The organism is Enterobacter sp. WCHEn090032 (assembly GCF_003986875.1).
Taxonomy (GTDB): Bacteria; Pseudomonadota; Gammaproteobacteria; order Enterobacterales; family Enterobacteriaceae; genus Enterobacter; species Enterobacter sichuanensis.
The window spans coordinates 92,000-105,843 of sequence record NZ_RXRN01000009.1; the positions used below are offsets into that span (position 1 = coordinate 92,000).

General features: G+C 55.7%; 12 protein-coding genes and 1 pseudogene. 9 read left to right on the plus strand and 4 right to left on the minus strand.

Going from position 1 to position 13,844, the window contains the following annotated elements:
* The first annotated feature begins 136 nt into the window (after window positions 1-136).
* The 8 genes from fliA (at window position 137) to EKN83_RS09830 (ending at window position 7,473) form a co-directional block, all read left to right on the plus strand.
* On the plus strand, window positions 137-859 hold the full coding sequence (gene fliA / locus EKN83_RS09795) for an RNA polymerase sigma factor FliA (RefSeq protein ID WP_126800839.1): 723 nt from the start codon (window positions 137-139) through the stop codon (window positions 857-859).
* A gap of 361 nt (window positions 860-1,220) precedes the next feature.
* Window positions 1,221-1,571, plus strand: coding sequence for a flagellar transcriptional regulator FlhD (gene flhD, locus EKN83_RS09800; RefSeq protein WP_126800840.1), 351 nt, complete (start codon window positions 1,221-1,223; stop codon window positions 1,569-1,571).
* Window position 1,572: 1 nt separating this feature from the next.
* Window positions 1,573-2,148, plus strand: a complete 576-nt coding sequence (flhC, locus tag EKN83_RS09805) for a flagellar transcriptional regulator FlhC (protein ID WP_126800841.1) — start codon at window positions 1,573-1,575, stop codon at window positions 2,146-2,148.
* An 80-nt stretch (window positions 2,149-2,228) separates the two neighbouring features.
* Window positions 2,229-3,125: a flagellar motor stator protein MotA gene (gene motA / locus EKN83_RS09810; protein ID WP_126800842.1), complete on the plus strand. Its 897-nt coding sequence runs from the start codon at window positions 2,229-2,231 to the stop codon at window positions 3,123-3,125.
* Complete coding sequence (motB, locus tag EKN83_RS09815; RefSeq protein ID WP_126800843.1) at window positions 3,122-4,027, plus strand: flagellar motor protein MotB; 906 nt, start codon at window positions 3,122-3,124, stop codon at window positions 4,025-4,027. The genes motA and motB overlap by 4 nt, the downstream gene beginning before the upstream one ends.
* Entirely contained in the window at window positions 4,014-5,951 is a 1,938-nt protein-coding gene (cheA, locus tag EKN83_RS09820; protein ID WP_126800844.1) for a chemotaxis protein CheA, read from the plus strand. The genes motB and cheA overlap by 14 nt, the downstream gene beginning before the upstream one ends.
* Entirely contained in the window at window positions 5,948-6,460 is a 513-nt protein-coding gene (locus EKN83_RS09825) for a chemotaxis protein CheW (RefSeq protein WP_013097765.1), read from the plus strand. The genes cheA and EKN83_RS09825 overlap by 4 nt, the downstream gene beginning before the upstream one ends.
* Window positions 6,461-6,570: 110 nt before the next feature.
* The gene (locus EKN83_RS09830; protein WP_014832505.1) at window positions 6,571-7,473 is read left to right on the plus strand and encodes a LysR family transcriptional regulator; all 903 of its coding nucleotides are present in this window, start codon (window positions 6,571-6,573) and stop codon (window positions 7,471-7,473) included.
* Here EKN83_RS09830 and EKN83_RS09835 read toward each other — a convergent pair.
* From EKN83_RS09835 to EKN83_RS09845, 3 genes and pseudogenes are all read right to left on the minus strand, one after another.
* Entirely contained in the window at window positions 7,445-8,236 is a 792-nt protein-coding gene (locus tag EKN83_RS09835; RefSeq protein ID WP_126800845.1) for a substrate-binding domain-containing protein, read from the minus strand. The two genes, EKN83_RS09830 and EKN83_RS09835, sit on opposite strands and share 29 nt — an antisense overlap.
* 1 nt (window position 8,237) lies before the next feature.
* On the minus strand, window positions 8,238-9,536 hold the full coding sequence (locus tag EKN83_RS09840) for an MFS transporter (RefSeq protein ID WP_083021061.1): 1,299 nt from the start codon (window positions 9,534-9,536) through the stop codon (window positions 8,238-8,240).
* 340 nt (window positions 9,537-9,876) lie between these two features.
* Window positions 9,877-11,174 (minus strand): annotated as a pseudogene (locus EKN83_RS09845) (serine hydrolase domain-containing protein).
* 88 nt (window positions 11,175-11,262) lie between these two features.
* Between EKN83_RS09845 and EKN83_RS09850 the strand changes: the two are divergent.
* On the plus strand, window positions 11,263-12,171 hold the full coding sequence (locus tag EKN83_RS09850) for a LysR family transcriptional regulator (protein WP_126800846.1): 909 nt from the start codon (window positions 11,263-11,265) through the stop codon (window positions 12,169-12,171).
* On the opposite strand, the gene fumA is transcribed toward EKN83_RS09850, so the two are convergent.
* The gene (gene fumA, locus EKN83_RS09855) at window positions 12,160-13,809 is read right to left on the minus strand and encodes a class I fumarate hydratase FumA (protein ID WP_126800847.1); all 1,650 of its coding nucleotides are present in this window, start codon (window positions 13,807-13,809) and stop codon (window positions 12,160-12,162) included. The genes EKN83_RS09850 and fumA overlap by 12 nt on opposite strands.
* Between the last annotated feature and the right edge of the window lie 35 nt (window positions 13,810-13,844).

Genomic DNA, 13,844 nt, shown 5'->3' on the forward strand with positions numbered 1-13,844 from the left:
TAACCGTTATTTGTTAAATAGCGCGTGATATAAAATGAAGTAGCAGTATGCGCATTATTATAAAGGCTTATTGCACTATTTGAATACGATGGTTCACCGGATAATTCTCAAAGAGAATATCAGGTGGAATACGATCGTGGACGGTATTTATACGGCCGAAGGGCTGGAAGATAAAACGGTAGTGTGGTCTAAGTATCACTATCTGGTGCGGCAGGAAGCGCTGCGTTTAATCAAGCGACTTCCTGCCAGCGTCGAGCTGGATGATTTAATACAGGCCGGGGCCATTGGTTTTTTAAATGCAGTGGAAACCTTTGACCCGAAAAAAGGGGTAACGCTCAGCGCATGGATCACTCAGCGTGTAAAGTGGGCCTTATTAGATGAACTGCGGGAGAGTGACTGGGTTCCGAGACGGGTGAGAACTCATACACGGGAAATTGTCGCTCTCATTCAGCAAATCGAACAGGAAAAAGGCGGCGAAGCTACGGAAACGGATATTGCAGAACGCATGGGTGTGTCGCTGAAAGAATTTCAGCAGATGCTGGCGGATAATAACAGTAGCCAGATGTACTCCATGGATGAGCTGCAGGAGAATTACGCCGATAGCTGGGAAAATAATGGTGACGAGAATGAGCAACTTAATCCCCTGCACAGCACCATTAAACAGAACCTGATGGAACAGATCACCGATCATATTCAATACATTCCCGAGCGAGAGCAGGTATTACTCCAGCTCTATTATCTTCAGGATTTGAATATGAAAGAGATCGGATTGATTTTGGGGATCACCGAGACGCGTGTCAGCCAGTTACACAGTCTGGCGTTAAAAAGGTTACGAAGTCGCATGGAGACCTCTTATTAATACTTACAATTGTTTAACATTAAGATTGTTAACGGGAAATAAAGCTGTTTTAATCATTAACTCAGAGGTTTAATAACATTTAACAATGATTATTTAACTTTAAAAATCAATGCATTAACAGCAATTCGGTGATTTAGGGAAATTTCTGTCGCTTGTTCGGAAAATCCTGAGTGTTTATGATTTTGCCAGTTTTGTGATGCAGCCTCCTTTGGCATTGAAGAGCAGTATGTCATTTACTGATGATGAAATAATTACGTCGGTGAATATCAATACCAAAAGACTCTCTGCATCAGTTCGATCATGCTATGTATCTAAACTGACATGCCAGCTAATGGCTGAATAACATTGGGAGTTTTCACCTGTGTCTAATTTTGACGAGTATCTGCAAAATATCCATGATATTAATTTGTCCTATCTGCTTCTGGCTCAGCAACTGATCCGCCAGGACAAATTTGCGGCTGGTTTTCGCCTCGGATTATCTGAAGGTACAATTGATAACCTTAAAGAACTCTCGTTGCCACAATTGATGAAACTGGCAACCACCAATCAGCTTATTTGCCGTTTGCGTGTGGATGACGAAGTGGTTATTGAAAACCTGACCAAAGATTCTCGTATTGAAGCACTGCAACAGATCCACACGGGTATTATTTTGTCGACCAATCTTCTTAATGCATTAAGCGAAGAAGAAACTATGACCGTGGAGGAGGCATAATATGTGTGGTGAAAAGAGCCTGCTGCAGGAAATTGAAGAAGTGAACATTGCGATGGGGTTAATTTCTCTCGGGGCGAGAATGCAGGTTCTCGAATCTGAAACATCACTCAGCCGTCGCCGTCTGCTTCGTTTATATAAAGAATTACGCGGGTGTCCGCCACCGAAAGGCATGCTACCGTTTTCAGAAGACTGGTTTATGTCATGGGAGCAGAATATTCACTCTTCCATGTTCTACAACATTTACCTGTATCTGAAAAAAACCGAGCAGGGGCGCTCCATTGAAATGCTGATGAAAACCTATCGCCTGTATCTTGAACAATGCAGTACCTGTTCCGATGAGAAGCCGGTGTTAGGGCTGACCCGTGCCTGGACATTATTAAGGTTTATTGATTGCGGCATTATTTCCCGTAAAGCCTGCAATGTCTGCGGCGGCGGTTTTATCGTCACCACGGAATTTATTAAAAACCCATTTACCTGCAGTTTGTGCAACCCACCGTCGCGTGCGCTTAAAAAATCCCAGGTGAGCAATTCCGGCCTGCTGGGGAATTTTAGCGCACCAGAGATCATGACGGCGTAACACCGGGCGGCAAGGCGCAAGATGGCGTTTACCCGATGCCGGGAATTCCCGGTATCGGTCTAAAAGTAGAAGGAGAGATCGTGTTAGTTATTGTTGGCTATCTTGTTGTCATTTTCACCGTTTTTGGCGGCTTTATCCTTTCCGGCGGTAACCTGATGGCGCTGTTCCAGCCGCTGGAGTTGCTGATTATCGGCGGGGCTGGGGTGGGCGCATTTATCGTCGGCAACAACATAAAATCCCTGAAAGCAACCGGGAAAGCGCTGGTCAAAGTCTTTTTTGGCAAGCGCTACAACAAAGCGGTGTATATGGATCTGATGGCGCTGATGTTCCTGCTGCTGTCGCAGAGCCGGGTTCACGGGCTGATGTCACTGGAAAAGGACATTGAAGACCCGCAGAACAGCGACATTTTTAGCGCCTATCCCCGTCTGATGAGCGACCCGATGCTCGCCAACTTTATCCTCGACTACTTCCGTCTGATGATTGGCGGCAGCATGAACTCCCATGAGATCGAAGCCCTGATGGATGAGGAGATTGAAACCTGCGAAGAAGAACTGGAGGTTCCAGCCCACAGCCTCAACACCGTGGGCGATGCGTTTCCGGCGTTCGGTATTGTGGCGGCGGTGATGGGGGTTGTGAATGCGCTTGGTTCCGCAGACCGTCCAGCCGCAGAACTGGGTATGCTTATCGGCCACGCGCTGGTCGGGACGTTCCTCGGTATTTTGATTGCCTACGGCTTTGTTCTGCCGCTGGCCACGCTGCTGCGTCAGAAGAGCTCTGATCAGGTCAAAATTTTGCAGTGCATCAAAGTGACGCTGCTTTCCAGCCTTAACGGCTATGCGCCGCAGATTGCCGTGGAGTTCGGGCGTAAAACCATCTTTACCAGCGAGCGCCCGTCGTTTGAAGAGCTGGAAGAGCACGTTCGTGAGGTGAAATCCAACGCCACGCTGAAAACCAAAACCACGGACAGCGCCGCATGAAGAACGCTACCCCTGTCATCATTTCCCGTAAGCGTAAAAAGAAAAAACACGCGCATCACGGCGGCACCTGGAAGATTGCCTATGCCGATTTTATGACCGCGATGATGGCGTTCTTTCTGGTGATGTGGCTGCTGTCGCAGTCCACGGAGATGGAAAGAGAGCTGATCGCGGACTATTTCCGCATGCCGCTTAAGCCCTCGATGGCCAACGGCAATAAAACCAGCCTGAGCGACAGCGTCATTCCCGGCGGCGGGGATGACATTCTTAAACAGGACGGTGAGGTGTTTAAGGCAAAAATCGGTAACCTGGATCGGCACAAGCGCGTCGAAAGCCTGAAGCAGGCGAAAGAGAAACTGCAGCGAATGATTGAGACGGATCCCCGGCTCAATAACTTTAAGTCCAACATCCTGCTTAACCTCACCAACGATGGTCTGCTGATTCAAATCACCGACTCGCAGGACCGCCCGATGTTCCGCGTGGGTAGTGAACTACCAGAATCCTACATGAACGGCATTTTGCAGGCACTGGTGCCACTGCTGCAGGAGCTACCGAACGCCTTGAGCCTGACCGGGCACACCGACTCGCTGCCGTACGCCGGTGGTGAAGGCGGTTACAGCAACTGGGAACTCTCTGCCGGACGCGCGAATGCTGCCCGCCGGGTGTTGGTCCGAAGCGGTCTTAACGATGAGCGCTTCTTACGCGTGATCGGTACAGCCAGCCGGATGCCTTTGGAGAATACGTCGCCGGAAAGTGCTGTGAATCGCCGTATCAGCATCCTGGTTCTCAGTCGCTCAAAAGAGCAGGAGATCCGTCTGGAAGATACGCAGGCTCAGCGTGCAGATAGTGTGCTGAGTGATATCAATCTGCAAAACGTGCAGGGCTATACCGATGGACATGAATGATTTTTCGCAGATTTTCTTCACCGAAGCGGAAGAATTGCTGGCCGAAATGGAACAGCATCTGCTGCAGCTAGACCTGTCGGCACCGGATCAGGAGCAACTGAACGCTATCTTTCGTGCCGCACACTCGCTGAAAGGGGGCGCGGCCACCTTTGGATTTACCGCATTACAGGAGACGACCCACCTGCTGGAAAATCTCCTTGACCAGGCGCGGGCAGGGGAGAGAACGCTCAGTCGCTCAATCATCAACCTTTTTCTGGAATGTAAGGACATTATGCAAGCGCAGCTGGAAGCCTATCAGTCTTCGCAGGAGCCTGATGAAGCAAGTTATCGCTATATCTGTGAAGCCCTGAGGGAGATTGCCCTTGAAGGCCAGCAGCCTTCGACGCCAGCGGAGCCCGCGCCAAAGCCGACCAGCACGGCGCAGGAAACAGAAACCACGTTGCTGGTGACCCTGCGTCACGTCGAGGCGCGTGAACAGGCGACACTGCGCGACGAACTGACCAATATGGGTGAGGTGAAAGACGTTGAGGCAACGTCAGACAGTATGACGGTCGCGCTACGGACGACGGCCTCGGCGGACGATATTACCGCCGTGCTTTGCTTTGTGCTCGACAGCAAGCAGATTGAGATCCAGCCCGCCGAATCAGATCCGCTGCCCGCGCCGGTACAAACGCCTGCTGCGCTGCCTGAAACCGTTGTCAAAAAAACACCGCCTGCACCTCGTCCGGCAAATCAGGAGTCCGGCAGCATTCGCGTGGCGGTGAGTAAAGTCGACCAGATCATCAACCAGGTCGGGGAGCTGATTATCACCCAGGCAATGCTTTCACAGCTGTCGAAAACCCTCGATCCGGCCAGTTACGATCTGCTGTCCGGCTGCGTGGCGCAGATGGAGCGCAACACCCGCGAGCTGCAGGAGTCGGTAATGTCCATTCGTATGATGCCGATGGACTACGTCTTCAGCCGCTTCCCGCGTCTGGTGCATGACCTGGGCGCTCGCCTGAATAAAGAGGTCGAACTGACCCTGAAAGGCGGTTCCGCCGAGCTGGATAAGAGCCTGATCGAGCGCATTATCGACCCGCTGACCCACCTGGTGCGTAACAGCCTTGACCACGGTATTGAAGAGAAAGAGGTGCGCGCCGCAAAAGGCAAACCGGTAACCGGGAACCTGACGCTCTCTGCCGAACACCACGGCGGCAATATCGTGATTGAGGTCAGCGACGATGGGGCGGGGCTGAACCGGGAGAAGATCCTCGCCAAAGCCCGCTCTCAGGGGATGACCATCAGCGACACCATGAGTGACGACGATGTGTGGATGCTGATCTTCGCCGCCGGTTTCTCCACCGCCGAGAGCGTAACGGACGTCTCCGGACGTGGCGTTGGCATGGACGTGGTGCGACGCAACATTCTGGCGATGGGCGGCCACGTGGACGTGCTCTCGACGCCAGGGGCCGGGACCACCATCCGCATTATTCTGCCGCTGACGCTGGCGATCCTCGACGGCATGCTGGTGAAGGTGGGGGACGAGATTTACGTTCTGCCGCTGGGCGCGGTGATGGAGTCGCTGCGACCGACCGACGACATGCTGTGCCGCTTTGTCGGCGAAGAGCGCCTGTTGCAGGTGCGCGGCGAATATCTGCCGCTGGTGCTGCTGCGCCAGCGTCTCTCGGTGGCGGGTGAAGCCCCTGCCGACGACGGCATTGTGGTTATCGTGCAAAGCGCGGGCTGCCGCTATGCGCTGTGGGTCGATCAGCTTATCGGCCAGCAGCAGGTGGTGGTGAAGAACCTTGAACATAACTATCGCAAAGTGCCTGGCGTCTCTGCTGCCACCATCCTCGGGGATGGCAGCGTGGCGCTGATCCTTGATGTGGTTGAGCTTTCAACGCTCAACGCGCCACAACCCCAGAGGGAGGGGGTAAACGCATGACTGTAGCAACCGCCAGTAAACCCGCCGCAACCGACGCCATCGCCCAGGAGTACCTGGTATTCCGCCTGGGCGATGAAGAGTACGGCATTGATATTCTCAAAGTGCAGGAGATCCGCGGCTGCGATCGCCTGACGCGGATCCCGAACGCGCCGAATTTTATTACCGGCGTGACCAACCTGCGCGGCGTGATTGTGCCAATTGTCGATCTGCGCGTGCGCTTCGATCTACCCGACCCGTCACAGGACGATAAAACGGTGGTCATCGTGCTCAATCTGAACGATCGCGTGGTGGGTATCGTGGTTGACGGCGTGGCGGACGTGCTGTCGATTGACGTGGATAACATCAAGCCGACCCCGGACGTGGCTTCGGTGCTCTCTGGCCGCTACCTGCTTGGGCTGGGCGTGCTCGACAGTCGAATGATTATTCTGGTGAATATTGAGATGCTGCTGAGTCGCGAAGAGATGGCGCTGGTGGATTCGGTGACCGAGTCATACATCGACTCCCACTAAGGCGCATAGCGCTTTCTGAATACACAACAGCGGTGGAGGTTGCCGCTGATTCATAAGTCGCTATTATGAATGTCCGAGTTTCCAGAAAGCGCTAAGGATTGCCAGAAAATATGCCCGTCAATTTCGACCTCAACGATCTTTATGCCTTCAGAGCGCTGGTGGAGTACGGTAACTTCCGTATCGCTGCGGAATCCATCTGTATCTCCCAGTCCGCCTTAAGCCGCCGTATTGAAAAGCTGGAAACCGCCGTCGGCGCGAAACTGTTCGACAGAACCACCCGGCGTGTGACGCTGACGCTCTTCGGGCAAACCTTTGCCGACCGCTGCGGGCAGCTTCTGGAAAACGTGGAATCGATGCTGGCGGATATCGACAAGGTGAGCGAGGAGCGCACCGGGCTGATTACCGTCGCCACCGTGCCGTCGGCGGCCTGCCATTTTATGCCGGAGGTGATCCGCCAGTTTCATCGCCGCTATCCGCGCGTGCGCATCAAGCTTATCGACAGCAGTGCGGGCAACGTCATTGACGCGGTAGCTAGCGGGCAGGCGGATTTTGGCATCTGTTTTGCCAGAAGCCTTCAGCCAGATCTCACCTTTATTCCGCTGGTGGAGGATGTGTATGTCGCCGCGTGTCGTCGCGATCATCCGCTGGCGGGACGCAAAAGTCTGACCTGGCAGACCTTTTATCAGCAGGATTACATCAGCCTGGACATTACGTCGGGGAACCGGAATCTGCTCGATCAGATGCTCGGCCACATTAAGCCGGAGCGTCCGGGGATCTGCGAGACGCGCCACGTCACCACGATGCTGGGAATGGTCGAGGCGGGGATTGGCATTGCCGCCGTCCCCGCCATGTCAATGCCGCACTCTGAGCACTCCTTCCTGACGCATATTCCGCTGACCGAGCCCGAGGTCAAACGCACTGTCGGGCTGATCCGGCGCAGCGGGCGTATTCAGTCGTGGATTGCCGCTGAGCTGGAAACCCTCATTACTGCGCGTTATCGCGCCGCGGAGTGACGGGGATCATCCCGGTGGCGGTGATGGTCTCCTGCGCGTTTGCTGATGCGAGGTAATCCAGCAGGGCTTTCCCCTCGGCAGGGTGCTCCGCATGAGCGGTGACCGCGCCGGCAAAACGGGTGATGTACTGCAGGTTATCCGGCAGTTTGCCGACAAACGTCACGCCGGGCACGGGTAACAGCTCGCTGACCTGCTGGAAACCCACGGCGTATTTCCCTTTCGCCACCTCAGAGGCGACCGGGATCCGCTCCACCTTGTGCGCTTTCCCCTCTACCTGCGCTTCAATCCCCAGCTTTTTGAAGAGCTCCGTTTGCACATACCGGCCGCTGGCGCTGTCGGAGTAGGCGATGGCGCTCGCCTTAAGCAGGGTCTGTTTTAGCGCGCTATCCGTGGCGATATCCGGCACCGGCGAGCCGGCTTTCACCACCACGCCGATGGGGGAATCCGCCAGCTCAACGCGCGAACCTTCTTTGACCATCCGGTCCTTCGCCAGGTGCGTCAGCGCATCACCCACCATAATCACCACGTCCGCTTTTTCACCGCGTGCCAGCCGGTTGGGGATCGCCTGCGGCGTCTGTCCCATCGACGGCCCCGGGATCAGCACGATATGGTCACCCGTCCGGGCTTCATACTCGGGGGCGAGTTTTTCCAGCGCGGCCTTGAAACCGCCTGAAATCATGACCGTCACCTCCTGGGCCAGCGCGCCTGCGCTGGTCGCCAGTATTACCAGCCCGGTCAGTCCTGAACGTACAAATGTGTGCATATTATCCTCTCTGTACCTGCAGATTCATCGCGCTGCGACGATAGAGATAAAGCGTTGCCAGCAATGCGCAGACCGCCGCGAAGCTCATCCAGTAACCCGGCGAGGCTTTATCGCCGGTGTACTCAATCAGGGCCGTTGAAATGACCGGCGTAAACCCGCCGAAGATCGCGGTGGCAAGGCTATATGCCAGTGAGAAACCGGCGACACGCACCTCAACCGGCATGATTTCTGTCAGGGCCGGGATCATCGCACCGTTATAAAGGCCATAGAGGAAGGAGAGCCACAGCAATACGCTCAGCATCATGGAGAAGCTCGGCGCCTGTGCCAGCAGCGTCAGGGCCGGATAGCTGGTCGCCAGCGCCAGCAGCGTCATGGCAATCAGCACCGGTTTACGGCCAAAGCGGTCCGACAGGGCACCGCCCACCGGCAGCCAGATAAAGTTAGAGATAGCCACCAGCAGCGTCACCAGCAGACTGTCGGAGGCGCTGAGCATTAACACTTTTTTACCGAAGGTAGGCGCGTAGACGGTGATCAGGTAGAACGCGGTGGTGGTCATGGCCACCATCAGCATGCCCGCGACCACAACCGGCCAGTTCGCCAGCAGGGTGGTAAAGACCTGACGCATCGCCAGCGTGTGACGGCGGGTGCGGAACTCCTCGGTCTCTTCCAGCTTGCGGCGCAGGAAGAAGATAAACGGCACAATCAGGCAGCCGAACAGGAACGGGATCCGCCAGCCCCATTCACGAATGGCGCTCTCTTCCAGCATCGCGTTCAGCGCAAAGCCCATTGCGGCGGCCACCATAATCGCCACCTGCTGACTGCCGGATTGCCAGCTGGTAAAGAAGCCTTTGCGGCCCGGCGTGGCAATTTCAGCCAGATAGACCGACACGCCGCCAAGCTCCGCCCCAGCGGAAAAGCCCTGCAGCAAGCGTCCCGCCAGCACCAGCAGCGGTGCCCACAGGCCGATGCTCTCATAAGAGGGGATCAGCACAATCAGGAAGGTGCCGGCCGCCATAATCGACAGGGTGGTGATCAACCCTTTACGACGACCGACCTTGTCGATGTAAGCCCCGAGGACAATCGCGCCGATGGGGCGCATCAGGAAACCTGCGCCAAAGACGGCGAAGGTCATCATCAGCGACGCAAATTCACTGCTCGCCGGGAAGAAGGTATGCGCGATGTAGGTGGCATAGAACCCGAACAGGAAGAAGTCGAATTGCTCAAGGAAATTGCCCGAGGTGACGCGAAGTATCGCGCCCGCTCTTGCGCGAACGGTTGCAGGTGGGGTTGAGGAAATCATGGTCGTCTCCAGTTTATTATTGACGTGTTGTCCGTCTGTTTTTGAAAACTGGCGCATTAAACGGAAATTAATAAGCGCAAATCACGCATGAACTGATGCGTGCTGCGCATCAATGACAGGACGTTGACCAGGATTTACCTATCCAACAATAACTTAACAATTCATTGATATTTCATTCACCATAATTTGCTAAGTGGCTGATATCGCTATTTTGTGATATCGCGCAGAAGGGCAGAATAGCTGCTGCTCTTGTCGGGTGGCGCTTCGCTTACCCGACCTACGAATTTTGTAGGCCTGTGCAAGCGTAGCGCCGCCGGGCGAAACTGGCAGAGTACTGTATTCAGCGCAGCGCCTGCGCAATCGCGCTAAACATCAGCGACGCTTCCAGCGGCTGGGCGCTGAATGACGGCTCCGCCTGCGGCCAGGTGGACCACTGGACAATCACCAGGTTTTCCTTTTGATTCACCATAATCATCTGGCCAAAAATCCCCAGCGCCCAGAGTGAATCTGTCAGGGAATCCTCTGGCGCGGGCTTGACGTCTGTGGCCGTGGCGGGCACCTCGTTATTCCACCACTGATAGCCGTACAACCCTTTCGGATGCGCGTCAGACACGGATCCTTTCGCCTGCGTCCACTCTGATGACGCCTTCACCCAGCCGTCAGGCAGGATCTGTTTGCCCGAAGGGAGCGTACCGTTATGCAGGATAAACTCGCCGAAGCGGCCCCAGTCTTCCAGCGTGGCGTTAAAGCCGTGCGCCCCGACATCGTGCTGGCCTTTACGGTAGGCATGCCATACGCCATCGCTCGCCATCCCGTACGGTTGCCAGATGCTTTTCTCCAGGTACGCCGCCAGCGTCATACCGGTGGCGCGCTCCAGCACGTCACCCAGTAGCCACGCCCCGCCCGATGAATAAGACCAGTTCTCTCCGGCCGGGTGTTCCCGGTGTAATCCCTTCACCAGCTTACGCACGCAGTCGTAGGTGCCCGGCTTCGCTTCGCATTCGGTAAGCTGCGCGAAATCAGACTGTGGGTTGGTGTAGTCTTCGTTCCACGCCACGCCAGAGGTGTGAGTGATCAGCTGTCTCAGCGTCACGCCATCCCACGCCGTGCCTTTTAAATCGGGTTCGTAACGGGTGATTAGGTCGTCGAGGGAGTGGATTTTGCCCTCTTTAAGGGCGACCCCGACCAGCGCAGAGACCACGGATTTCCCCACCGAACGGGATGTCCAGAGCGTGGAGTCGGTATTGCCTTCACCCAGATACTTCCACGCAATTTTGCCGTCTTTCAGCACCAGCATGCCGCTGACGTTCTGGCGTTTCAGGTAATCCTGCAGGTTATACGTCTTGCCATTGACCTGATAGCGGGCGTCGGTAAGCGGTTTCCCGGCAGCCAGCAGCGGCGTGGCGTTACCGTGGCGGAAAACATCGCCCGCGTAGTTGCGATAGTCGTTACGAAACCCACCACGCGATCCGCCTGACTCCAGGTCAGCATGCTGTGCGTGTCGGGAAGGGGTGCGTCAAACGGCGCAGGGCAGGGGTTGAGATCGGTGCCGTGACAGGCAGCCATAACGGCAGGGGATAAGAGGCTGCTGACCACCAGTGCGGCGAGCAGGGTGCGGTTTAACGTTTTGTTTTTCATGTTTATCTCGTTTGGTTCAGGAAGGGCTTCAGTTTAAGAAGCCGCGACCTATAATAAAAAACGAGTTATGGGGGAAAATCCCCCGAAAATGGGACGGGAGGGAGAGGTGGCGATAGTCTATTCATTTGCCCAGCTGGAGGCGTTTACCGCAGTGGCAGAGCACGGCAGCCTGATGAAGGCGGCCATTAAGCTCGGTAAAGACCGTACGACCCTGCGCGATCTGATCGATTTTCTTGAGGACGGGCTGGGGTATGCCCTGTTCCTGCGCGAGGGACGCAGCGTGCGCTTAACGCCTGAAGGGGAACAGCTCCAGCGACAGGCGCACCTGCTGATGCGCCAGGTGAAAGCCTTTGAGGCCTTTGCCAGAGCGGTGCCGGAAAGCGCGACGCAGGACATTGCCCTTGTTTATGATCCGTTCACTCCCCGGGTTTTTCTGCAGGCGCTGATTGCAGATATGGCGGCACAAAAAATACGCCTGAGCCTGACCAGCGCGTCGCGTGATGAGGCGGAAGCCCTGCTGGCGAGCGGAGAGGCGGATTTAGGTATCTGCCAGGCGCGTAACCGCAGCGTGGGTAATGAGATGGAGTGGCGGGCTTTGGGTGCCATCGACATGGATTTTTACGCCGCAGACGCGCTTTTTGCGAAGGTTGCCACGCCGGTTTCGCTGCTCGATCTCTCTCTGGTTCCGCAGGTGGTTATGCATGCCGCGTCAGATGAACCGGTTGCCCGTCGTCTGCAAATTGCCGGGCATACCCTTTTTACTAATGAAATTGAGATGCTGCGCGGCCTGCTGGAGCAGGGCTGTGGCTGGGGCTTTTTGCCGACCCATCTTCATGCGACGCAGTGGAAAAACGTAAAAAGGCTGCCCACCGAAGTGGGCAGCCAGGGGATAAGTCAGACGATGGTCACTATCTGGAAGCCGGGCAGCGACAAGCGTGAGCGGATCAATCACATGTTGTCGCGGCTGCCGGCACTCTGGAAACACTCAGCGCTGTGAACACCCCTGGCACTGTTTATTCTGGATCTGCTGGAAGAAATCGTTGCCTTTGTCATCCACCAGGATAAACGCCGGGAAGTTTTCTACTTCGATTTTCCAGATGGCTTCCATGCCCAGCTCCGGATACGCGACGCATTCCAGACTCTTGATGCTGTTTTGCGCCAGCACCGCCGCCGGGCCACCGATGCTGCCCAGGTAGAAGCCGCCGTGTTGATGACAGGCATCGGTCACCTGCTGGCTGCGGTTACCTTTCGCCAGCATGATCATGCTCGCTCCGTGGGACTGCAGCAAATCGACATACGAGTCCATACGCCCTGCAGTGGTCGGGCCGAGTGAGCCGGAGGCATAACCTTCCGGCGTTTTGGCCGGGCCCGCGTAGTAAATCGGATGATCCTTGACGTACTGCGGCAGTTCTTCGCCGTTGTCGAGCAGCTCTTTCAGCTTCGCGTGTGCAATGTCGCGCGCCACGATGATGGTGCCGTTCAGCGACAGGCGGGTAGAGACCGGGTGCGCGGAAAGCTGCGCCAGGATCTCGTTCATCGGCTTGTTCAGGTTGATGCTGACCACGTCGCCTTCGCCCTGCTGGCGCAGCGATTCAGGAATATACTGGCCCGGGTTGTGTTCCAGTTTTTCAATCCAGATCCCGTCGCGGTTGATTTTGGCTTTGATGTTGCGGTCTGCGGAGCAGGAGACGCCCATGCCGACAGGACAGGAGGCACCGTGGCGCGGCAGGCGGATCACGCGGATATCGTGGGCGAAGTACTTACCGCCAAACTGCGCGCCGAGGCCGAGATTCTGCGCTTCCTGCAGCAGTTCCTGTTCAAGCTGAACGTCGCGGAATGCTTGTCCGTGTTCGTTCCCTTCGGTGGGCAGTGCGTCGTAATAGCGGGTGGAGGCCAGCTTGACGGTTTTCAGCGTCGCTTCCGCCGAGGTACCACCGATTACAAACGCGATATGGTACGGCGGGCAGGCTGCGGTACCGAGGGTACGCATTTTTTCCACCAGATAATTTTTCAGCTTCGCCGGGGTGATCAGCGCTTTGGTTTCCTGGTAGAGGTAGGTTTTGTTGGCCGAGCCGCCGCCTTTTGCCATGCAGAGGAATTTGTATTCGTCGCCGTCGACGCTGTAGAGATCGATCTGTGCCGGCAGGTTGGTGCCGGTGTTCACCTCTTTATACATATCCAGCGCGGCGTTCTGGGAGTAGCGCAGGTTATCTTCGATGTAGGTGTTGTACACGCCCTGGCTCAGCGCGGCTTCATCCCCGCCGCCGGTCCAGACGCGCTGGCCTTTTTTACCCATGATGATTGCCGTGCCGGTATCCTGACAGGTTGGTAGCACGCCTTTGGCCGCGATTTCAGAGTTGCGCAGGAATTGCAGCGCAACGTATTTGTCGTTCTGGCTGGCTTCCGGGTCGTTGAGAATAGCGGCAACCTGTTTCTGGTGCGACGGGCGCAGCATAAAGGCCGCATCGTGGAATGCCTGCTGTGCCAGCAGGGTCAGCGCTTCAGGCTCGACCTTCAGGACCTCCTGACCGTTGAATTCGGCAACGGAGACATGCTCTTTGGTCAACAGATAGTATTCGGTGTCGTCATGGGAAAGCGGGAAGGGGTTCTGATAAAAAAACGGTTTATTCGACATAGTATTGCTCCACAAAAATAAAACCGCCGGAGAAA

Excerpts from the sequence above, each read along its gene's own strand:
- EKN83_RS09830 (WP_014832505.1), top strand. The coding sequence starts at position 6,571 with ATGCCCGTCAATTTCGACCTCAACGATCTTTATGCCTTCAGAGCGCTG.
- motB (WP_126800843.1), top strand. The coding sequence starts at position 3,122 with ATGAAGAACGCTACCCCTGTCATCATTTCCCGTAAGCGTAAAAAGAAA.
- EKN83_RS09840 (WP_083021061.1), bottom strand. The coding sequence starts at position 9,536 with ATGATTTCCTCAACCCCACCTGCAACCGTTCGCGCAAGAGCGGGCGCG.
- cheA (WP_126800844.1), top strand. The coding sequence starts at position 4,014 with ATGGACATGAATGATTTTTCGCAGATTTTCTTCACCGAAGCGGAAGAA.
- EKN83_RS09835 (WP_126800845.1), bottom strand. The coding sequence starts at position 8,236 with ATGCACACATTTGTACGTTCAGGACTGACCGGGCTGGTAATACTGGCG.
- EKN83_RS09850 (WP_126800846.1), top strand. The coding sequence starts at position 11,263 with ATGGGACGGGAGGGAGAGGTGGCGATAGTCTATTCATTTGCCCAGCTG.
- fumA (WP_126800847.1), bottom strand. The coding sequence starts at position 13,809 with ATGTCGAATAAACCGTTTTTTTATCAGAACCCCTTCCCGCTTTCCCAT.
- flhC (WP_126800841.1), top strand. The coding sequence starts at position 1,573 with ATGTGTGGTGAAAAGAGCCTGCTGCAGGAAATTGAAGAAGTGAACATT.
- EKN83_RS09825 (WP_013097765.1), top strand. The coding sequence starts at position 5,948 with ATGACTGTAGCAACCGCCAGTAAACCCGCCGCAACCGACGCCATCGCC.